This is a genomic window from Curtobacterium sp. MMLR14_002 (assembly GCF_001864975.1).
Taxonomy (GTDB): Bacteria; Actinomycetota; Actinomycetes; order Actinomycetales; family Microbacteriaceae; genus Curtobacterium; species Curtobacterium flaccumfaciens.
The window spans coordinates 195061-213873 of record NZ_MJGT01000061.1; the positions used below are offsets into that span (position 1 = coordinate 195061).

General features: G+C 71.9%; 20 protein-coding genes. 15 read left to right on the forward strand and 5 right to left on the reverse strand.

What is annotated here, in order from left to right; all coding sequences use genetic code 11:
- The first annotated feature begins 143 nt into the window (after positions 1 to 143).
- The 6 genes from BIU91_RS11790 (at position 144) to BIU91_RS11815 (ending at position 4296) form a co-directional block, all read left to right on the forward strand.
- On the forward strand, positions 144 to 761 hold the full coding sequence (locus BIU91_RS11790; RefSeq protein WP_071245007.1) for a CE1759 family FMN reductase: 618 nt from the start codon (positions 144 to 146) through the stop codon (positions 759 to 761).
- A gap of 134 nt (positions 762 to 895) precedes the next feature.
- The gene (locus BIU91_RS11795) at positions 896 to 1234 is read left to right on the forward strand and encodes a hypothetical protein (RefSeq protein WP_139196551.1); all 339 of its coding nucleotides are present in this window, start codon (positions 896 to 898) and stop codon (positions 1232 to 1234) included.
- On the forward strand, positions 1231 to 2193 hold the full coding sequence (locus tag BIU91_RS11800; protein ID WP_071405586.1) for an FAD:protein FMN transferase: 963 nt from the start codon (positions 1231 to 1233) through the stop codon (positions 2191 to 2193). The genes BIU91_RS11795 and BIU91_RS11800 overlap by 4 nt, the downstream gene beginning before the upstream one ends.
- A complete protein-coding gene (locus BIU91_RS11805; protein WP_071405587.1) occupies positions 2193 to 2750 on the forward strand; it encodes a ferric reductase-like transmembrane domain-containing protein in 558 nt (185 codons plus the stop codon). The genes BIU91_RS11800 and BIU91_RS11805 overlap by 1 nt, the downstream gene beginning before the upstream one ends.
- Positions 2747 to 4012, forward strand: a complete 1266-nt coding sequence (locus tag BIU91_RS11810) for an NADH-ubiquinone oxidoreductase-F iron-sulfur binding region domain-containing protein (RefSeq protein ID WP_071405588.1) — start codon at positions 2747 to 2749, stop codon at positions 4010 to 4012. The genes BIU91_RS11805 and BIU91_RS11810 overlap by 4 nt, the downstream gene beginning before the upstream one ends.
- Positions 4009 to 4296 (forward strand): ferredoxin, encoded by a 288-nt coding sequence (locus tag BIU91_RS11815; protein WP_253183745.1) that lies wholly within the window; start codon positions 4009 to 4011, stop codon positions 4294 to 4296. Before BIU91_RS11810 ends, BIU91_RS11815 begins: the two co-directional genes overlap by 4 nt.
- A gap of 34 nt (positions 4297 to 4330) precedes the next feature.
- On the opposite strand, the gene BIU91_RS11820 is transcribed toward BIU91_RS11815, so the two are convergent.
- Positions 4331 to 5548 (reverse strand): hypothetical protein, encoded by a 1218-nt coding sequence (locus BIU91_RS11820; protein ID WP_071405589.1) that lies wholly within the window; start codon positions 5546 to 5548, stop codon positions 4331 to 4333.
- A gap of 281 nt (positions 5549 to 5829) precedes the next feature.
- Between BIU91_RS11820 and BIU91_RS11825 the strand changes: the two genes are divergently transcribed.
- Positions 5830 to 8109 (forward strand): polyribonucleotide nucleotidyltransferase, encoded by a 2280-nt coding sequence (locus tag BIU91_RS11825; RefSeq protein ID WP_071405590.1) that lies wholly within the window; start codon positions 5830 to 5832, stop codon positions 8107 to 8109.
- 185 nt (positions 8110 to 8294) lie between these two features.
- On the opposite strand, the gene BIU91_RS11830 is transcribed toward BIU91_RS11825, so the two are convergent.
- Together BIU91_RS11830 and BIU91_RS11835 are read right to left on the reverse strand one after the other, a co-directional pair.
- Positions 8295 to 8822, reverse strand: coding sequence for a YbhB/YbcL family Raf kinase inhibitor-like protein (locus BIU91_RS11830; RefSeq protein WP_071405591.1), 528 nt, complete (start codon positions 8820 to 8822; stop codon positions 8295 to 8297).
- Between the two features lie 170 nt (positions 8823 to 8992).
- Positions 8993 to 9640 (reverse strand): TetR/AcrR family transcriptional regulator, encoded by a 648-nt coding sequence (locus BIU91_RS11835; protein WP_071405592.1) that lies wholly within the window; start codon positions 9638 to 9640, stop codon positions 8993 to 8995.
- A gap of 251 nt (positions 9641 to 9891) precedes the next feature.
- On the opposite strand from BIU91_RS11835, the gene BIU91_RS11840 reads away from it, so the two are divergent.
- Both BIU91_RS11840 and BIU91_RS11845 read left to right on the forward strand, forming a co-directional pair.
- Positions 9892 to 11226, forward strand: coding sequence for a pitrilysin family protein (locus BIU91_RS11840; RefSeq protein ID WP_071405593.1), 1335 nt, complete (start codon positions 9892 to 9894; stop codon positions 11224 to 11226).
- Positions 11227 to 11234: 8 nt separating this feature from the next.
- Positions 11235 to 11837: a histidine phosphatase family protein gene (locus BIU91_RS11845; protein WP_027464756.1), complete on the forward strand. Its 603-nt coding sequence runs from the start codon at positions 11235 to 11237 to the stop codon at positions 11835 to 11837.
- 49 nt (positions 11838 to 11886) lie between these two features.
- Here the strand turns inward: BIU91_RS11845 and BIU91_RS11850 are convergent, their stop codons facing one another.
- Entirely contained in the window at positions 11887 to 12378 is a 492-nt protein-coding gene (locus BIU91_RS11850; protein WP_071405594.1) for a GNAT family N-acetyltransferase, read from the reverse strand.
- Positions 12379 to 12401: 23 nt separating this feature from the next.
- Between BIU91_RS11850 and BIU91_RS11855 the strand changes: the two genes are divergently transcribed.
- Both BIU91_RS11855 and BIU91_RS11860 read left to right on the forward strand, forming a co-directional pair.
- Positions 12402 to 13148: a dihydrodipicolinate reductase C-terminal domain-containing protein gene (locus BIU91_RS11855; protein WP_071405652.1), complete on the forward strand. Its 747-nt coding sequence runs from the start codon at positions 12402 to 12404 to the stop codon at positions 13146 to 13148.
- A 14-nt stretch (positions 13149 to 13162) separates the two neighbouring features.
- A complete protein-coding gene (locus tag BIU91_RS11860; protein ID WP_071405595.1) occupies positions 13163 to 13627 on the forward strand; it encodes a tetratricopeptide repeat protein in 465 nt (154 codons plus the stop codon).
- 19 nt (positions 13628 to 13646) lie between these two features.
- On the opposite strand, the gene BIU91_RS11865 is transcribed toward BIU91_RS11860, so the two are convergent.
- On the reverse strand, positions 13647 to 14561 hold the full coding sequence (locus BIU91_RS11865; protein ID WP_071405596.1) for a TIGR01777 family oxidoreductase: 915 nt from the start codon (positions 14559 to 14561) through the stop codon (positions 13647 to 13649).
- Positions 14562 to 14599: 38 nt separating this feature from the next.
- Here BIU91_RS11865 and BIU91_RS11870 point away from each other — a divergent pair, with 38 nt between their 5' ends.
- The 4 genes from BIU91_RS11870 to BIU91_RS11885 all read left to right on the forward strand — a co-directional run bounded on the left by BIU91_RS11870 (position 14600) and on the right by BIU91_RS11885 (position 18759).
- Positions 14600 to 15430: a thymidylate synthase gene (locus tag BIU91_RS11870; protein ID WP_071405597.1), complete on the forward strand. Its 831-nt coding sequence runs from the start codon at positions 14600 to 14602 to the stop codon at positions 15428 to 15430.
- Positions 15430 to 15930 carry a dihydrofolate reductase gene (locus tag BIU91_RS11875; RefSeq protein WP_071405598.1) on the forward strand — a complete coding sequence of 167 codons (501 nt, stop codon included), beginning with the start codon at positions 15430 to 15432 and terminating at the stop codon, positions 15928 to 15930. The genes BIU91_RS11870 and BIU91_RS11875 overlap by 1 nt, the downstream gene beginning before the upstream one ends.
- A 125-nt stretch (positions 15931 to 16055) precedes the next feature.
- On the forward strand, positions 16056 to 17033 hold the full coding sequence (dapA, locus tag BIU91_RS11880) for a 4-hydroxy-tetrahydrodipicolinate synthase (RefSeq protein ID WP_017885921.1): 978 nt from the start codon (positions 16056 to 16058) through the stop codon (positions 17031 to 17033).
- Between the two features lie 49 nt (positions 17034 to 17082).
- On the forward strand, positions 17083 to 18759 hold the full coding sequence (locus BIU91_RS11885) for a ribonuclease J (protein ID WP_071405599.1): 1677 nt from the start codon (positions 17083 to 17085) through the stop codon (positions 18757 to 18759).
- Positions 18760 to 18813 lie beyond the last annotated feature (54 nt).

Below are 18813 nucleotides of genomic sequence, written 5' to 3' on the forward strand. Positions count from 1 at the left end.
CAGTCGACACTTCGTGGCCGCTCCGCAGTCAGCGCGCGGGGAGTCGTGACCGATCGGCACGCTGTTCAATGGCGGGAATGGTTGCGAGGGGGACCCGGTTGGATGCTATGTTCATGCAAACGCATCGAAAGTCGGGAAGCATCATGACCACCATCGCCGTCGTCTCCGCCGGACTCTCCGAGCCCAGCTCCACCCGCCTGCTCGCCGACCGTCTGGGCGAGGCCGCCGTGGCGTCGCTCGTCGCCGAGGGCACCCCGGCACACGTCGTGCACGTCGAACTCCGGCCGCTCGCGCACGAGATCACCGACGCGATGCTCACCGGCTTCGCGGCCCCGGCGCTCTCCGCAGCGATGGCCGCCGTGGTCGAGGCCGACGCCGTCGTGTTCGTCACGCCGATCTTCACCGCGGGCGTCAGCGGACTGGCGAAGTCGTTCCTGGACGTGCTCGACAAGGACTCGATGGCCGACATGCCCGTCCTGCTCGGGGCCACCGGCGGGACCTCGCGGCACTCCCTCGCGATCGACCACGCCCTCCGGCCGGTCTTCGCGTACCTGCGTGCGGCGATCGTGCCCACCGGGGTGTTCGCCGCGACCGACGACTGGGGGACCGACGGTGACGCGGCCGCCCTGGACGGTCGCATCCGCCGGGCCGGAGCCGACCTGGCCTGGGCGATCCGGGCCTCCAGGCGGGCCCCGCAGGAAGCCGACGCGCTCCCCGCGACCCCGGACTTCGCGAGCCTGCTCGGCGGCCTCGGTCACTGATCCGCGTCCCACCGCCGTCGACGGGAGCGCGTGCTCTTAGACGGACCACAGGGTTCGTACGGTCGGTGCGCGGCGGGTGCGCGGCTGGCTCATCGGTGCCCTCGGGAACCTCGTCATGACGACGAGGAGCACCGATGGACACCAGAGGCAGCGGCAGGCGATCCGCACGGATCACGAGTGCGCTCGTCAGCGTGGGCGGGCTCGTGGTGGCGATGGTCACCGGTGCGGGGCTCTGGCTCGGGCACGAGCAGGCGAGCACGAGCACGAGCACGAGCAGCGACACGAGCACGAGCAGCTCCAGCAGCAGCGACTCCAGCAGCAGCGAGTCCAGTAGCAGTGCCGACACGAGCACCGACTCGTCGACCCAGCCGACCGACTCCGGCACGACCGACTCCGGCACCAGCGACTCGGACACCGGCGTCTCGCAGGGCACCACCGGCGGGACCTCCGACACCACGACGACGGGGTCGTGACCGTGCGCGCCGCCACCGAGTGGGACCTCTGGACCACGACCGCCCGGGTCGTCCTCGACCACCGGGACCGTCGGCACCTCGCGGACGCGGAGTCCTGCGTCCGGCAGGTCACCTCCGCGGTCGACGCCGCGTGCAGCCGCTTCCGCGACGACTCCGAACTCACCGCACGCGCCGACGATCTGAGGCGTGGCGCCGAGGTGTCGCCGCTCCTCGCCGCACTGGTGCAGCAGGCGCTCGACGCAGCCCGGCTCTCGGACGGCGACGTCGACCCCACCCTCGGGCGCCGGATGGTGTCCCTCGGCTACGACGCCGCCTTCGCCGACGCCCAGCCGGTCCCGTCGCCCGAGGCCCTGTCGCGTGCACTCGACGACCGTCCGGTGTGGCAGCGCATCCTGTTGTCGGGCACGTTCCTGCGCATCCCCGAGGGCGTCACCCTCGACCTCGGTGCCACGGCGAAGGCCGCTGCCGCCGACATGGCCGCGGCGAGCATCACCGCACGGCTCGGCATCGGGGCGCTGGTGTCCCTCGGCGGTGACGTCGCGACCGCCGGCCCGGATCCGTCCGGCGGCTGGCAGGTGCGGGTGGAGGACCTCGAGGGTGACCCGGTCGACCACGTCCGGATCGCCTCGGGCTGGTCCGTGGCGACCTCGAGCACGCAGAAACGCCGCTGGGAGCAGGACGGCACCGCCCGGCACCACATCCTCGACCCCCGCTGGGGTCTGCCCGCCGAGCCGGTCTGGCGCACGGTGACCGTCGTCGCCCCGTCGTGCACGACGGCCAACACGATGACGACGGCCGCCGTGGTGCGCGGTCGCACCGCCGCCGAGTGGCTCCGGCAGAGCGGTCGCGCCGCCCGGCTGGTCGCCGCCGACGGCACGGTCGTGCGGCTCGGCGGCTGGCCCGACGACCGAGGCGCCGACGGCCAGCGCGCCGACGACGACCGATCGGCGGTCGCCTGATGGACACCGCGCTCTGGGTGATCGGCCGGGGCTTCGGGGTCACCGCCGTCCTGCTCCTCACCCTCACGGTGCTCCTCGGCATCGTCACCAGGGGCGGACGACCGCTGCCCGGACTGCCCCGGTTCGCCGTGCAGCTCGTGCACCGGGACGTCGCCCTCGCCGCCACCGTGTTCGTCGCGGTGCACGTGGGGTCGCTGCTGCTCGACACCGAGGCCGAGCTGCGCCTCCTCGACACGGTCGTGCCGTTCGTCGGCGCCGACCGGTGGTTCTGGCTGGGGCTCGGCACCCTGGCCGTCGACCTGCTCGTCGTGCTCGTCGTCACCGCACTGCTCCGCCGCGCGATCGGGCCGCGGGCCTTCCGCGCGGTGCACTGGGCGGCCTACGCCATGTGGCCGATCGCCCTGGCCCACGCGGTCGGCACCGGGACCGACGGCACCTCCGCGTGGTTCCTCGTGCTCGCCGGCGTCTGCACCGCGGCCGTCGTCGGCGCCGTCGTCTGGCGCTGCACCGCCCGTGTCACCGAGTTCCGTTCCGCGAAGCTGGAGGTCGTCCGATGACCCTGACCCACCCCCGCACCGTCGTCCCACCCACCGGCACCCGACGGCTCCTGGCCGCACCCGGTCCGGCCCGCACCGACCACGAGGACACCTTCGGCCCGCTGCCGCAGCTCGGCCCGTGGCTGGTCGACGAACTCGGCCGCGCCGGCGTCGACGGCCGCGGCGGAGCCGGGTTCCCGCTCGCCCGGAAGCTCGCCGCCGTGACCGTCCGCGGCCGCCGTCGGGGTCGGGGTGCGCCCCTCGTGGTCGCGAACGCCGCCGAGGGGGAACCCGCCAGCCGCAAGGACGCCGTCCTGCTCGAGCGCGCACCGCACCTGGTGCTCGATGGCATCGTCGTCGCGGCCGCCGCGGTCGGTGCGTCCGAGGCAGTGCTCGCCACGAGCGACCGACTCGCCGGTCCGGTCCGCCGGGCACTGGCGGAACGCGCCGACCGCGGCGGCGACCCCGTGCCGATCAGCCTGCGGGTCCTGCCCCACGCCTCCTTCGTCTCCGGGGAGGCCAGCGCCCTCGCCTCGGCCGTCGCCGGTGGCCGGGGTGTGCCCGAGGACCGCGTGGTGCGGCTCGCCGAACGGGGCCCGAGCGGGCGACCGACCCTGGTGTCGAACGTCGAGACCCTCGCCCAGGCAGCACTCGTCGTGCGCTTCGGGGCGGCGTGGGCCCGGGGCGTCGGCAGCCCGAGTGCCCCCGGCACCCGGCTCGTCACGGTGAGCGACGTGACGGACCCGACCACCGCGGTGGTACTGGAGACCGCCGGGGGTGCGCCGCTCGGGGAACTGCTGCGGGCCTCCCGGCTGCCGGTGACCGATCCGGCGCACACGCGCGCCGTGCTGGTCGGCGGATGGGGCGGGACGTGGCTGCCGGCCGCGGCCCTCGACGCGTCGTTCGACCCCGAGGGACTGGCTCGGTGGGGTGCCGCGCCCGGGGCCGGGGTGCTCGCCGTGCTCGACGACCGGACCTGCCCGATCGCGGCGACGGCGCGGCTGGCGACGGCGCTCGCCGGAGCGTCGGCCGGACGGTGCGGACCCTGCGTGAACGGGCTGCCGCGGATCGCCGACGTCGTCGGGGACCTGGCCTCGGGGCGAGCAGCGGGGGACCTGGCGGGCGAGGTGCGTCGGGTGGCCGCGCTGGTGGACGGTCGCGGTGCGTGTCACCACCCGGACGGTGTGGCACGGATGGTGCGGAGCGCGCTCGACGTGTTCCACGACGACGTGCAGGCGCACCTCGGTGGCCGGTGCCTGCTGCGGCGCGGGGGTGCGTGGTGAGCGGGGGAGCGGGCGCCGGCGCGGGTGTCGTCTCGCTGCACGTCGACTGGACGCGCTGCCGGGGCCGGGGGTTGTGCACGGAACTGTTCGCCGAGCGGCTCGAGCGCGACGAGTGGGGCTACCCGGTCGCCCGAGCCGGCGGCGACCCCGGCGACCGCGGTGCCCGGGCCGGCATCCCCGACACCGGCACCCGCGACGTCCCGGTCCGTCCGCACGAGCGGACCGCTGCGGCCGACGCCGTCGCGATGTGCCCTCTGCAGGCGCTCCGACTGGTGGAGCGGTGAGCAGCCGGAGACCGGCGCCCGGCCGGCCCAGCGCTCAGTACCAGTGCGGGTTGACGCTCATCTCGTGACCCCACGCCCCGCAGGGTGATCCGTAGGCGCTCTTGATGTACGCGAGCCCCCAGTCGATCTGCGTGTTCGCGTTGGTGCGCCAGTCGGCTCCGGCGACCGCCATCTTCTCGGCCGGCAGCGACTGCGGGATGCCGTAGGCACCGCTCGAGGAGTTCAGGGCGTTCGCCCGCCACCCGGACTCCTGCGTCCAGAGCGACACCAGGCACGAGAACTGGTCGGAGCCCCACCCGTACGACCCGAGCGCGCTCCGTGCGTAGGCCTGTGCGGCCGCGGGGTCCACGGCGACGCCCCCGGTGCTCGGGTAGGACGAGCCGGTGCCGCCGCTGGTCGCGCCGCCGCTGGAAGCGCTGCTGCTGGCGTTCGCGGCGTTCGCGTTCGCGTTCGCCTCGGCCGCCGCCGCTGCGGCCCGCTTGCGCTGCTGCTCCGCCTTCTGCGCGGCGACCCGCTGGCCGAGTTCGTACCCGGCCTCCTGCTTCGCGGTGCTGTCCTTGAGCGACGCGAGCTGCGCGTACAGCTCGTCGCTGTGCTGCTCCGTCGACTCGACGGCGGCGTCCGCCGCCTGTTCCGCCGACTTCGCTGCGGCCGATCGTTCCTCGGCCGCCTGGGCGCGCGTCGCGCGCTCCGTCTCGGCCCGCTCGGCCTGCTCGTGCAGCGACGACGCCGTGCCGGCCGCGACGGACGCATCGTCCATCACGCCGGACCAGGTCTCCGACAGCTGGTCGAGCGCGCCGAGCTGGTAGAGCAGCTGGTCCGGGTTCTTCGCGGTCGCGATGCGGGTGGTCATCTGGTTCGTGCTGCCGTCGCGGTACAGGTTCGCGGCCAGCTGGCCGGCCCGCTGCTGGGCCCGGTCCGCCGTCTCGCTCGCGTGCTGCGCCTGAGCCTGGAGGCTCGTGGCGGCCTGGGTGGCCGACGCCAACTCCGACTCGGCCGCGTCTGCCTTCGACGAGGCCACCAGGGCGGCCTGCGACTTCGCGGCGGCTTCGTCCTGCGCCGACTGCAGCGCCGCCTGCACCTTCTGCACCTCGGCGCGCTTGGCGGTCTCGTTGCCCTTGGCGCGCTGGACGTCCTGCCAGGTGGGGTACTCGGTGGCGTTCGCGGGGGCAGCGGTCAGGGCCGGGGCGACGAGCGCGCCGACGACCACGGCGGCCGCGACGAGCACGCCCCGCGAGGGGGTGAGGCGCATGTCGGCAGGCTACCGATGTTCACCAGGAGTCCAGCGAGCCGCGCCGCCGACAGCCTGAGGACTGGTAAAGTCCATCGTGTCCGAGGACTCATTCCCCGGACGTCACACACAACACTGCGCAGGCCGGGCACGGAGCTGGTCATCGGTGGTGGCTCGCGGGCCGGAACGGTTTCCCGAGTGCTTCTACTGCTGGCCAGACATGCGTCCGGAACGATCGGCGCGCACGCACCATCGAGTGCCGTCGCCACGGCCTGCCGGAAACACATCAAGGAGGCGCCCTTTTGGAGGGTCCCGAGATCAAGTTCGCCGAAGCCGTCATCGACAACGGCAAGTACGGCAAGCGCACCGTCCGGTTCGAGACCGGTCGGCTCGCACAGCAGGCCCAGGGCGCGGTCGCCGCGTACCTGGACGAGGAAACGATGCTCCTCTCGGCCACCAGCGCCGGCAAGCACCCGCGTGAGGGCTTCGACTTCTTCCCGCTGACCGTCGACGTCGAGGAGCGTTCCTACGCCGCCGGCAAGATCCCCGGTTCGTTCTTCCGTCGTGAAGGCCGTCCGTCGACCGAGGCCATCCTCGTCTGCCGTCTGATCGACCGGCCGCTGCGTCCGTCGTTCGTCGACGGCCTCCGCAACGAGGTGCAGATCGTCATCACCGTCCTGAGCATCGCTCCGGACGAGTTCTACGACGCGCTGGCGATCAACGCCGCGTCCGCGTCGACGCAGATCTCCGGTCTGCCGTTCTCCGGCCCGATCGCCGGTGTGCGCCTCGCGCTCATCGGCGACCAGTGGGTCGCGTTCCCGAAGGCCTCGCAGCTCGCCGACGCCGTGTTCGACCTGACCGTCGCCGGTCGTGTCGTCACGGACGAGGCCGGCAACGAGGACGTCGCGATCATGATGGTCGAGGCGGAAGCCACCGAGCACGCCTGGGACCTCATCCAGGGCGGCGCCACGAAGCCCGACGAGGCCATCGTCGCCCAGGGTCTCGAGGCGGCAAAGCCGTTCCTCAAGTCCCTCGTCGACGCGCAGGCCAAGCTCGCCGCGCAGTCGGCCAAGGAGATCCAGGACTTCCCGGTCTTCCCGCCGTACGCGCCCGAGGTCTACTCGGCCGTCGAAGCCCTCGCGCTCTCCGAGCTCGGTGACGTCTACAAGATCGCCGCCAAGACCGAGCGTCAGGACGCCGACGACGCGCTCAAGTCGCGCGTCAAGGCTGCCATCGCCGAGCAGGTCACCGCGGGCTCGCTGCCCGAGGTCGCCAACTCGCAGGTCGGCGCCGCGTACAAGTCGGTCACGAAGAAGGTCGTCCGCGGCCGCATCCTGACCGAGCAGATCCGCATGGACGGCCGCGGCCTCGCCGACATCCGTCCGCTCGACGCCGAGGTCGCCGTGATCCCGCGCGTCCACGGTTCGGCGATCTTCCAGCGCGGCGAGACGCAGATCCTCGGCGTCACCACGCTGAACATGCTCAAGATGGAGCAGCAGATCGACTCGCTGTCGCCCGTCACGAAGAAGCGCTACCTGCACCACTACAACTTCCCGCCCTACTCGACCGGTGAGACCGGCCGCGTGGGTTCGCCGAAGCGTCGCGAGATCGGGCACGGCTTCCTCGCCGAGCGCGCCCTCGTGCCGGTGCTGCCGTCGCGTGACGAGTTCCCGTACGCCATCCGTCAGGTCTCCGAGGCGCTCAGCTCCAACGGCTCGACCTCGATGGGTTCCGTCTGCGCCTCGACCCTGTCGCTGCTCAACGCCGGTGTGCCCCTCAAGGCCCCGGTCGCCGGCATCGCGATGGGCCTCGTGTCCGACACCGTCGACGGCCAGACCCGCTACGCGGCCCTGACCGACATCCTCGGTGCGGAAGACGCCCTCGGCGACATGGACTTCAAGGTCGCCGGTACCTCGGAGTTCGTCACCGCGATCCAGCTCGACACCAAGCTCGACGGCATCCCGTCGACGGTGCTCGACGCGGCGCTCAAGCAGGCCAAGGAGGCCCGCTCGGCCATCCTCGGTGTGCTGAACGAGGCCATCGACGCCCCCGACGAGATGGCGGACACCGCTCCTCGCGTCATCTCGGTGCAGATCCCCGTCGACAAGATCGGCGAGCTGATCGGCCCGAAGGGCAAGACGATCAACGGCATCCAGGACACCACGGGCGCCGACATCTCGATCGAGGACAACGGCACCGTCTACATCGGCGCCGTCGACGGTCCGTCGGCCGAGGCCGCTCGTGCCCAGGTCAACGCGATCGCGAACCCGACCAACCCGGAGATCGGGGACCAGTTCCTCGGCACCGTCGTGAAGATCGCCACCTTCGGCGCCTTCGTGTCGCTGCTCCCGGGCCGTGACGGTCTGCTCCACGTCTCCGAGGTGCGCAAGCTCGCCGGTGGCAAGCGTGTGGAGAACGTCGAAGACGTGCTCGGCGTCGGCCAGAAGGTCCTCGTCGAGGTCACCAAGGTGGACGACCGCGGCAAGCTGTCGCTCGCGCCGGTCGTGGCCAACGAGACCGAGGGTGACTCCACCTCGGCCGAGACGGTCCGCGCCCACGCCGAGGACCCGGCCGAGGGCTGATCCTCTCCGCGTCCTGACGCACGAACGGCCGCCGTCCCTTCCGGGGCGGCGGCCGTTCGCCGTTGCGGGGCAGGTGCCACGCGTTGGCCGCGCGTGCTTTCGCGGTCAGCGACACCTCACGGGCACGGCGCCGCGTGAACTGTCGGTGTGCGCGAAAGATCACCGCGCCGTGCCACGCGTGTCCGTCAGGCCGCGGGGGTCTCCTGCGTGCCCATGAGCTGCGCGCGCCCGAGCAGGTGCCCGCGGAGCATGAAGCCCACGACCGCGGGGGTCGCGTCGGCGGGGACCTCGAGCACGGGGACGTCGAGGGCGCTCAGCGTGAAGAAGTAGCGGTGCGCACCGTGGCCCGCGGGCGGAGCAGCCCCGAGGAACGTGTCCGTGCCGAACTCGTTGCGGCGGCGGAGTGCCTCGGCGGGCAGCAGGGCGTCGTCGGTACCGGCGCCTGCGGGGAGCGACGTCGCCGAGCCCGGGATGTCGGTCAGGCTCCAGTGCCAGAAGCCGGAGCCGGTCGGGGCATCGGGGTCGTAGACGGTCAGGACGAAGCTCTTCGTGCCCTCGGGTGCGTCCGACCACTCGAGTGCGGGGGAGCGGTCCTCACCGCCGACGTCGGAGCCGCGTGCCGAGGTGGGCAGCTCGCCTCCGTCGGTGAAGTCGGGGCTCGTCAGGGTGAAGGACGGGACGTCGGGCAGGTTCCAGTTGGGGTCGTTGGCCATGCCCCCAGCCAACACCCGCCGGCTCGGGCTGCGCTCGGTGCGCGCGCGGGGCTGTGGGAGTTCGCACGTGACGGCCTGGAGGCGCGGTGCGGGCCCGTCACGGGCCTCCCGTCCGGCCGCGGTCGCCTCGACCGCCCCACGGAAGCGACAGCGCTGGCGCGAGCCGGGCGTCAGCCCGCGAGCACCCGGTCGACCACGCGGTTGAGCGCGGCGGTGGCGGCGATCGCGTCACCGGCGTACGCGCCGGCCATCGCACCGTCGCGCGCGAGCATGAGCTCGTCGGCACCGTCGCCGGGCAGGGGGTGTCCGGCCTCCTGCAGCAGGGTCGCCAGCCGTTCGGTGTACCAGTCGCGGTGCACGGCGACGACCTGGCGGACCGGATCGCGAGGGTCGTGGTACTCGGCGGCGGCGTGCAGGAACGCACACCCGCGGAACGCCGGGTCGTTGACGTCGTCGGCCAGCGCGGCGACCCACGCACGGACGGCCCGCTCGGGGGAGCCGGCGTCGGTGATGAGCTGCTCCATCCGCTCCTGCACGCGCTCGTGCTGGGTGCGGATGTAGGCCAGGATCAGGTTGTCCTTCGACCCGTAGTGCTTGTAGAACGTCGCCTTCGTGACGCTCGCCTCGGAGATGAGACGGTCGACGCCGACGCTGTGGATGCCCTCTTCGTAGAAGAGTCGCGTGGCGGTCTCGAGGACACGGACCTTCGCGCCGCCGGAGCGGGGAGTCGGGGGGACGCTCGACCCGTCCGGCGACGCGAGGTTCGTGCTCGGGCCGGGGAGACGCTGGACGGCCGGTTGGGGGGAATCGACCGTCACAGCGTGTACTCCTCGGACTCATCGGCTCCGCGACCGGAGTGGGGGGACTCGGTGGTCGCGCAGGACTGATGTCCCGAGCCGCCGGATCGGAACTTAGGGGGGCTTTCGATCCGGCGTGACCAACAGTAGCACAAGGAGGACAGACAGACGAGTCGGTCTGTCCACATTTTCTGTACCCCACTTCGAGTGGCATGCGACCGAGACCGGGAAACTGGGCGGGAGGCATCGACGGATCACTAGGCTCGTCTGCGATGAACCAGCCAGTGCCACTGCCGCTCGGGGCCCCGGACACGTCGTTCCTGACGTCCGGCGGGGCCTTCGTCCGTCGCACCGTGCTGCCCTCGGGCGTCCGTGTGCTGACCGAGGCGGTGCCGGGTGCCGCGTCGACGAGCATCGGGTTCTGGGTCGGCGTCGGTTCGCGTGATGAGCGCGACGGGCAGTTCGGGTCGACGCACTTCCTCGAACACCTGCTCTTCAAGGGCACCGAGACCCGGTCGGCGCTCGACATCGCCATCGCGTTCGACTCGGTCGGCGGTGAGCACAACGCCGCCACCGCCAAGGAGTACACCTGTTACTACGCACGGGTCCGGGACACCGACGTCCCGATGGCCGTGAACGTCATCGGTGACATGGTCACCGGTTCGGTGCTCGAACCGGACGCATTCGCCGTCGAGCGCGGGGTCATCCTCGAAGAGCTCGCGATGGCCGCCGACGACCCGGCCGACGTCGCGGGCGAGGCGTTCTTCGCCGCGGCCTTCGGCGGACACCCGCTCGGCCGTCCGATCGGCGGCACCCCGGACAGCATCCGTGCGGTCCAGCGCGACGAGGTGCTGGCCCACTACCGCGAGCACTACGCGCCGAACGGCATCGTCGTGACCGCCGCCGGTGCCGTCGACCACGACCGGTTCTGCGAGCTCGTCGCCGGCGTCTTCCACGACGCCCCGGACGCCGAGCCGCTGCCGCGCCGCACGCCCGAGACCGTGGCCGACCCGGTCGAGGCGAAGTTGACCGTGGTGCACCGCCCGACCGAGCAGGTCAGCATGCTCCGCGGCTCGCAGGGCCTCGACCTGCGTGACGACCGCCGTCCCTCGCTCAGCGTCCTGAACGCCGTGCTCGGTGGCGGCATGAGTTCGCGTCTCTTCCAGGAAGTGCGCGAGCGCCGCGGTCTGGCCTACGCGGTGTCGTCGTTCGCCCCCGCGTACCTGGACAACGGTGCCTTCGGTGTCTACGCCGGCTGCGCGCCGGACAACGTCGCCGGCGTCATCGACATCGTGGACGCCGAGTTCCGCCGGATGGTCGACCACGGCATCACCGACGACGAGCTCCGACGTGCCAAGGGCCAGATCGAGGGCGCGCTGACGCTCTCGCTCGAGGACTCCGACGCCCGCATGACCCGCCTCGGCCGCTCCGAGCTCGGCACCGGCGAGTACACCGACCTGTCGACGGCGCTCGAGCGTGTCGACGGCGTCACGACCGACGGCGTGCTCGAACTCGCGCGCGACCTGCTCACCCGGCCGACGATCACCTCGGTCGTCGGTGCCGTGCAGCAGGACGAACTCGCCGCGGCCATCGGGATCGGCAGCTGAGCACGGACATGTCGCACTACCTGTACCTCGTCCGGCACGGCGAACACCAGGACGCCGAACACGGCCTGCGGGACGGCAAGCTCTCCGAACGCGGCAAGCGCCAGGCGACCCTGATCGCGGACCGTCTCGGCGGTGTGCCCTTCGATGGCGTGTACCACTCGCCGCTCGAGGCCCCGAGCGAGACCGCCGCGTTCCTGTCGCAGCGCCTGCCGTCGATCCAGCCCGAGCCCTCGACCCTGCTGTTCGACTGCATCCCCTCGGGCCCGACCCCGGACATGCCGCACGCCTACCAGGGCTGGTACGGCGGCATCACCGAAGAGGAGATCGTCGCCGGGCAGGCCCAGATGGGCGACGCCGTGTCGGAGTGGTTCACCCCGGCGCGCGAGGACCGGCACGACCTGCTGATCACCCACAACGCCGTGATCGGCTGGTTCGTGCGCGAAGCGTTCCAAGCCCCGGAGTGGCGCTGGATGGGCACGAACGTCGCCCACACCGCGCTCACGATCATCCGGATCCGTTCGGCGAAGCCCGCCGAGGTCGTCACGCTGAACGACCTGGCCCACCTGCCGGTGGAGCTGCGCACGGGTCTGCCGGTCGACCAGCCCGTCTAGCGGCTGCCCGTCCGGTCCGCGGTGGCGCGGCCGGGAGGCCCGTGGCGGCTCAGACGATCGGCTTGCGGTACCAGGCGGTCGCGTTCGGGTTGTCGTTGAACGGCTCGACCCGCTGGTACCCGCGGCCGCGGTACATCGCGCCGGCCGCCACGAGCGAGTCGTTCGTGTCGAGGACGATGCTCGTCGCACCGAGGTCGGCCGCGGCCCGCTCGAGCAGGTCCATCACGGCCGTCGCGACGCCCGTGCCGCGCCCGGCCGGTGCCACGAAGACGTGCTTGACCTCGAACCGGACGTCGACGGCACCGGTCGCGTCGACCCCGTCCGCGATCCGACGGAGGCCGCCGCAGCCGACCGCGACGTCGTCGTCGTACGCCACCGCGAACACCCCGTTCGGCGGCGTGAACTCGGCCGCGGGGGTGCGCTTCCGCGAGTACGTGCCCTGCGCGCTCGGGAACGTCGCCGCGCGCTCGTCCAGGTACGCGTCGAGCAGCGCGTCGACCTCGGGCAGATCGGCCGGCACGGTCCTGACCTCGACTGACATGCGTCGATCCTAGGATGGACCGCATGGTCACTCCCGTCGCCGTCGTCGGCGCCACCGGTCGTCTCGGGGGCCTCGTGGCGTCCGTCGTCGAGGAACTCCCGGAGTTCGAGCTCGTCGCCCGCCTGTCGTCGAAGGACGGCGCGCACGAGGCGCCGCCGTCGGTCTTCGGCGGCGCGGCCCTGGTGGTCGACGTGACGGTGCCGTCGCTCAGCCCGGCGATCGTGGAGAACGCGCTGTCGAGCGGCGCGAACGTGCTCGTCGGCACCTCCGGCTGGTCGCTCGACCGGCTCGCGAAGCTCCGCACCGGGCTGCGGGAACGCCCGGACCAGGGGGTGCTCGTGGTCCCGAACTTCTCGATCGGCTCCGTGCTCGGCACCCACCTGGCGACGATCGCGGCACCGTGGTTCCCCGCCGCCGAGATCGTCGAGACCCACCACGCCGGCAAGATCGACTCGCCCTCGGGCACCGCGGTGCGCACCGCCGAGCTGATGGCCGACGCCCGGCGCGAGGTCGGTCCCGTGGACGCCCCGCACGTCGACCAGCGCGCCCGCGGCCAGCAGGTCGCCAGCGTGCCCATCCACTCGCTCCGCCTGCCCGGGGTGAAGGCCGTGCAGGACGTCGTGCTGAGCGGCCCCGGTGAGACGCTGACGATCCGGCACGACACCAACGACGACGTCGCCTACGTCGCCGGCATCCGTGCGGCGCTGGCGAGCGTGGTGTCGGCGCAGGGCCTCACCGTGGGCCTCGGCAGCGTCCTCGGCATCGGCTGACCGCCGTGGGTCGGATGGAGCGGGCCGGACGCACGATCCGCTCGCCGTTCTGGGGTGCAGCGCTGATGGCGGTGCTGCTCGCCCTGTACATCGTGCTCGTCGGGCAGCGCGCCGTCGCCTTCATCGCGACCGGGATCCCGATCGGCATCGGCATCGGCGTCGCGCTGTTCGTCGTCGCCACGATCGGGGCGCTCCTGCTCGTGCTGGAGTTCCGCTTCGGCATCCGCATCACCCGACTCGGCGCGCGGCTCGAGGCCGAGGGCGGCACCCCGGACGACGTCGTCCCGGTGCGGCCGTCGGGCCGGCCGATCCGCGACGCCGCCGACGAGCTGTTCCCGCGGTACCGCGATGCGGTCGAGCAGGACCCGGCCGACTGGCGTGCCTGGTACCGGCTCGGTGTGGTCTACGACGCCGCCGGTGACCGCAAGCGCGCGCGTTCGGCGATGCGCACCGCCCTGGCGCGCGCCGCCGACCGCTGACCCCGGGGCCGGAGGCGGATCAGAAGACGGCGTCGATCGCGTCCGCCGCCTGCGTGTACCGGAACGTGTAGCCGGACTCGAGCAGCTTCGTGGGGACCATCCGCTGACTCGACAGGAGCATGTCGTCGGCGGCGTCCCGCAGCGCCAGGCGCAGGGCGAACTCGGGGATCCGGAAGAGGTACGGGCGGTGCAGGACCTCGGCGACGTGCTTCGTGATGCGGTCGGCCACGACGGGCTCGGGGCCCGCCAGGTTCACCGGGCCGGACACGTCCGGTGCCGCGGTCGCCAGGTGCACGATGGCGCCGACCTCGTCCTCGAGTGCGATCCAGGGCCAGTGCTGGCCACCGGTGCCGAGCCGGCTGCCGACGCCGAGCTTCGTCAGCGGGACGAGCGGCGCGAGCGCACCGCCGCCCTTGCCGATGACGATGCCGGTGCGGAGCGTGACGACCCGGACCCCGGCGGGAGCGGCGTTCGCGGCGGCTTCCCACGCGGTGCAGACGTCGGCGAGGAAGCCCGTGCCCGGGGCGGCGTCGTCCTGCAGCACGTCGGCCGGGCGGTCGCCGTACACGCCCGAGGCCGAGCCCGACAGGAACAGCGCCGGGGGAGTGGCAGCGTGCCGCATCGCCTCGACCAGGGTGTCGGTGGCGTCGATGCGCGAGCTGCGGATCTCCTTGCGGTAGGCGTCCGTCCAGGGCAGCTTGCCGATGTTCGCGCCGGCCAGGTTGATCACCACGTCGGCGCCGTCGAGGATCGCCGGGTCGAGCGCACGCCGCCCCGGTGCCCAGCGGAACTCGGTCGCGGTGCGTGCTTCGCGGCGGACGAGCGTGGTCACGTGGTGCCCCGCCTCGCGCAGGGCGCGGACGAGGGGCGTCCCGATGAACCCGGACGAGCCGGCCACCAGGATCGAGAGCGGTTGTTCCGTCGTGTCGGGCATGCCCGCAACGCTACTCACACCGACGTAGGCTTCTGTGTGTGACCGACAGCGAGACCGTACAGCCCGACGCCTCCGTCCCGACGCCCTACGAAGACCTGCTCCGGCGGGTCCTGACCGAGGGCTCGCCGAAGGGTGACCGCACCGGCACCGGCACCCGCAGCCTGTTCGGCGCACAGCTCCGCTACGACCTGTCGAAGGGCTTCCCCCTCGTCAGCACCAAGCGCGTGCACTTCAAGTCGGTCGCGTACGAGCTCCTCTGGTTCCTCCGTGGCGAGGGCAACGCCACCTGGCTGCAGGAGCACGGTGTCCGGATCTGGAACGAGTGGGCGGACGCCGACGGCGACCTCGGCCCGGTGTACGGCGTGCAGTGGCGCTCGTGGCCGACCCCCTCGGGCGAGCACGTCGACCAGATCGCCCAGGTCATCGAGCAGATCAAGACGAACCCGGACAGCCGCCGCCTCATCGTCTCGGCGTGGAACGTGGCCGACGTTCCGAACATGGCGCTCGCCCCGTGCCACGCCTTCTTCCAGTTTTACGTGAACGACGGCAAGCTCTCGTGCCAGCTCTACCAGCGGAGCGCCGACATGTTCCTCGGCGTCCCGTTCAACATCGCCTCGTACGCGCTGCTGACCCACATGATCGCAGCGCAGACCGGGCTCGAGGTCGGCGACTTCGTCTGGACCGGCGGCGACTGCCACATCTACGACAACCACGTCGAACAGGTCGAGGAGCAGCTGTCCCGCACGGCGTACCCGATGCCGACGCTCGAACTCGCTCCGCGCGACTCGATCGATGACTACGAGTACGAGGACTTCACCGTCGTCGGCTACGAGCACCACCCGGCGATCAAGGCCGCGGTCGCCGTCTGATGATCGGCATGGTCTGGGCCCGCTCGACCACCGGCGTCATCGGTGCCGACGGCGGCATGCCCTGGCACGTGCCCGAGGACCTGGCGCACTTCAAGCAGGTCACCGGCGACGCGACCGTGCTGATGGGTCGGCGCACCTGGGAGTCCCTGCCCGAGCGCTTCCGGCCGCTGCCCGGTCGGCGCAACGTCGTGCTCACCCGGGACACGACGTGGACGGCCGACGGCGCCGAGGTCGTGCACGACCTACAGGCCGAACTCGAGCGTGCCGAGGGCGCCGACGAGACCGTGTGGGTGATCGGCGGCGGTCAGGTCTACGCCGCCGCACTCGACGGGGCCGACCACGTCTCCGAGACGCTGATCGACGTCGACGTGCCCGGCGACACCGTCGCACCCACGCTCGACGAGGCGGCCGGCTGGACGCTCACCGACGAGGGCCCCTGGCAGGAGTCCCGGAACGACGGCACCCGCTACCGGTTCCTGGAGTGGCAGCGCCGCGCCTGAGCGCCCGCACGGGCCGGGCGTGACCGGCGGGACGGACGTGATCCGGGCCTCCCGGCCGCGCCGCAGGCGGTCCACCGTCCACACGGACGGCGGTCCTCGCGCGCATCCCCGGTACGCTGGTGCCCGTGTCCCCGCGTGAGAATCCCTTCGGTCAGGTCCTCGTCGCCCTCGTGACCCCGTTCACGGCCGACGGCGAGGTCGACTGGCCCGGCGTCGAGCAGCACATCGACGACTGCATCACCGCCGGCGCCGACGGCATCGTCGTCACCGGCACGACCGGCGAGACGTCGACGCTGACCGACCCGGAGAAGCTCCGTCTGGTCGAGGTCGGCAAGTCCGTCGCCGCCGGCCGCGCGAAGATCATCACGGGCGGTGGCTCGAACGAGACCGCGCACGCGATCCACCTGTACAAGCAGAGCGAGAAGGCCGGCGCGGACGGCGTGATGATCGTCACGCCGTACTACAACAAGCCGACGCAGTCGGGTGTCCTCACCCACTTCCGGATGATCGCGGACGCCACCGACCTGCCGGTGATCCTGTACGACATCCCGGGCCGCACCGGCATCCCGATCACGTACGACACGATCCTGCGTGCGTCCAAGCACCCGAACATCCTCGCGGTGAAGGACGCCAAGGGCGACTTCGCCGAGGTCTCACGGGTGCTGAACAACACCGACCTCATGTACTTCTCCGGCGACGACACGAACGTGCTCCCGCACCTGTCGATCGGCGCCACCGGCCTGATCGGCGTGACCGCGAACATCACGAGCGCGCCGTACCGCACCATCGTCGACGCCGTGAACCGGGGTGACCTGGCCACCGCGACGGCCGAGCACAAGCGACTCGAGCCGCTCGTCCGCGCCGTGATGACGCACGTTCCCGGTACCGTGGCCGCCAAGTACATCCTGCACGGGCTCGGCCGCATCGGCAGCCCGCGCGTCCGACTGCCGCTCGTCGGCCCCGAGGACTCGGAGGCGTACGCCATCGAGACCTCCCTCGAAGCCGTGCGCGACGTGCCCGGCGCCGACTTCTCGAACTTCCGCCCCGACCGCAACGCGGCGGCCGGCGGTGCACTACCGAAGGTGCCAGGCACCACCCGCTAGCGAACACCGCGGCGCGCAGCACGCGCGTCGCCCGAATCCGTAGGACCGAATGCCCACACAGATCTCCGAACCGCAGCCGCTCGAAGCCGGCACCCTCCGCGTCGTCCCCATCGGGGGCCTCGGCGAGATCGGTCGCAACATGACCGTCTACGAGTACGAGGGCAAGCTGCTCATCGTCGATGCCGGCGTGCTGTTCCCCGAGGAGCACCAGCCCGGTGTCGACCTGATCCTGCCGGACTTCTCGCCGATCCGTGACCGCCTCGACGACGTCCTCGGTGTCGTGCTCACGCACGGCCACGAAGACCACATCGGCGCCGTCCCGTACCTGCTCAAGCTCCGCGACGACATCCCGCTGATCGGCTCCACGCTGACCCTCGCGCTGGTCGAGGCGAAGCTCAAGGAACACCGGATCAAGCCGTACACGCTCGTCGTGGCCGAGGACCAGACCGAGCAGATCGGCCCGTTCCACCTCGAGTTCGTCGCCGTGAACCACTCCATCCCGGACGCCCTCGCCGTCGCGATCACGACCCCCGCCGGTCGTGTGCTGCACACGGGTGACTTCAAGATGGACCAGCTCCCGCTGGACGACCGCATCACCGACCTCCGCGCGTTCGCCCGTCTGGGCGAGGCCGGCGTGGACCTGTTCCTGCCGGACTCCACGAACGCCGACGTGCCGGGCTTCACCGCTCCGGAGCGCGACATCGGCCCGGTGCTCGAGAACATCATCATGCGCGCCCGCAAGAAGGTCGTCGTGGCGAGCTTCTCGTCGCACGTGCACCGCGTGCAGCAGGTCCTCGACGCCGCCGCGGCCGCGAACCGCAAGGTCGCGTTCATGGGGCGCTCGATGATCCGCAACATGACGATCGCCGCCGACCTCGGGTACCTGCGGGTGCCGGAGAACGTGCTCATCGACACGAAGAAGGCGAAGAACGTCCCCGACGACCAGATCGTCTACATGTCGACCGGGTCGCAGGGTGAGCCGATGGCCGTCCTGGCCCGCATGGCGAACCTCGAGCACCAGATCGAGATCGGCGACGGCGACACCGTCATCCTCGCGTCGTCGCTCATCCCGGGCAACGAGAACGCCGTGTACCGCGTCATCGACGGGCTGACGAAGCTCGGTGCGAAGGTCGTTCACAAGGGCAACGCGAAGGTGCACGTCTCCGGACACGCCTCCGCCGGCGAGCTGCTCTACTGCTACAACATCCTGCGGCCGCGCAACGTGCTCCCCGTCCACGGTGAGCACCGCCACCTGTACGCGAACGCCGACCTGGCGATCCAGACGGGTGTCCCGCCGCGCAACGTGATCCTCGGGCAGGACGGCATCGTCGTCGACCTGAAGGACGGCGTCGCGACGGTCGCCGGCCAGCTCGACATCGGCTACGTCTACGTCGACGGCTCCACCGTCGGCGAGATCACCGACGCCGACCTGAAGGACCGCCGCGTCCTGGCGGAAGAGGGCTTCATCTCGATCTTCTGCGCGGTGGACTTCACCACCGGGCAGTGCGTGATCGGCCCGGAGATCCAGTCGCGCGGCTTCGCCGAGGACGACTCCGTGTTCGACGACGTCCGCCCGCAGATCGCCAAGGCGATCTCCGAGGCCGCGGCCAACGGCACGCGCGACTCGCACGCCTTCGCGCAGGTCGTCCGTCGCACGGTCGGTCGCTGGGTGAACACGAAGCACCGCCGTCGTCCGATGATCGTCCCGGTGGTCATCGAGGCGTAGGGCCCGTTCGCGGGGTGGGCGCGCGTCCGCGTTCGCGTCCGTCCGGCCCGGGAG

Coding starts and splice junctions, on each gene's coding strand:
- BIU91_RS11790 (WP_071245007.1), top strand. CDS start 144: ATGACCACCATCGCCGTCGTCTCCGCCGGACTCTCCGAGCCCAGCTCC.
- BIU91_RS11795 (WP_139196551.1), top strand. CDS start 896: ATGGACACCAGAGGCAGCGGCAGGCGATCCGCACGGATCACGAGTGCG.
- BIU91_RS11805 (WP_071405587.1), top strand. CDS start 2,193: ATGGACACCGCGCTCTGGGTGATCGGCCGGGGCTTCGGGGTCACCGCC.
- BIU91_RS11810 (WP_071405588.1), top strand. CDS start 2,747: ATGACCCTGACCCACCCCCGCACCGTCGTCCCACCCACCGGCACCCGA.
- BIU91_RS11820 (WP_071405589.1), bottom strand. CDS start 5,548: ATGCGCCTCACCCCCTCGCGGGGCGTGCTCGTCGCGGCCGCCGTGGTC.
- BIU91_RS11830 (WP_071405591.1), bottom strand. CDS start 8,822: ATGGCCAACGACCCCAACTGGAACCTGCCCGACGTCCCGTCCTTCACC.
- BIU91_RS11840 (WP_071405593.1), top strand. CDS start 9,892: ATGAACCAGCCAGTGCCACTGCCGCTCGGGGCCCCGGACACGTCGTTC.
- BIU91_RS11845 (WP_027464756.1), top strand. CDS start 11,235: ATGTCGCACTACCTGTACCTCGTCCGGCACGGCGAACACCAGGACGCC.
- BIU91_RS11850 (WP_071405594.1), bottom strand. CDS start 12,378: ATGTCAGTCGAGGTCAGGACCGTGCCGGCCGATCTGCCCGAGGTCGAC.
- BIU91_RS11855 (WP_071405652.1), top strand. CDS start 12,402: ATGGTCACTCCCGTCGCCGTCGTCGGCGCCACCGGTCGTCTCGGGGGC.
- BIU91_RS11860 (WP_071405595.1), top strand. CDS start 13,163: ATGGAGCGGGCCGGACGCACGATCCGCTCGCCGTTCTGGGGTGCAGCG.
- BIU91_RS11865 (WP_071405596.1), bottom strand. CDS start 14,561: ATGCCCGACACGACGGAACAACCGCTCTCGATCCTGGTGGCCGGCTCG.
- BIU91_RS11875 (WP_071405598.1), top strand. CDS start 15,430: ATGATCGGCATGGTCTGGGCCCGCTCGACCACCGGCGTCATCGGTGCC.
- BIU91_RS11885 (WP_071405599.1), top strand. CDS start 17,083: ATGCCCACACAGATCTCCGAACCGCAGCCGCTCGAAGCCGGCACCCTC.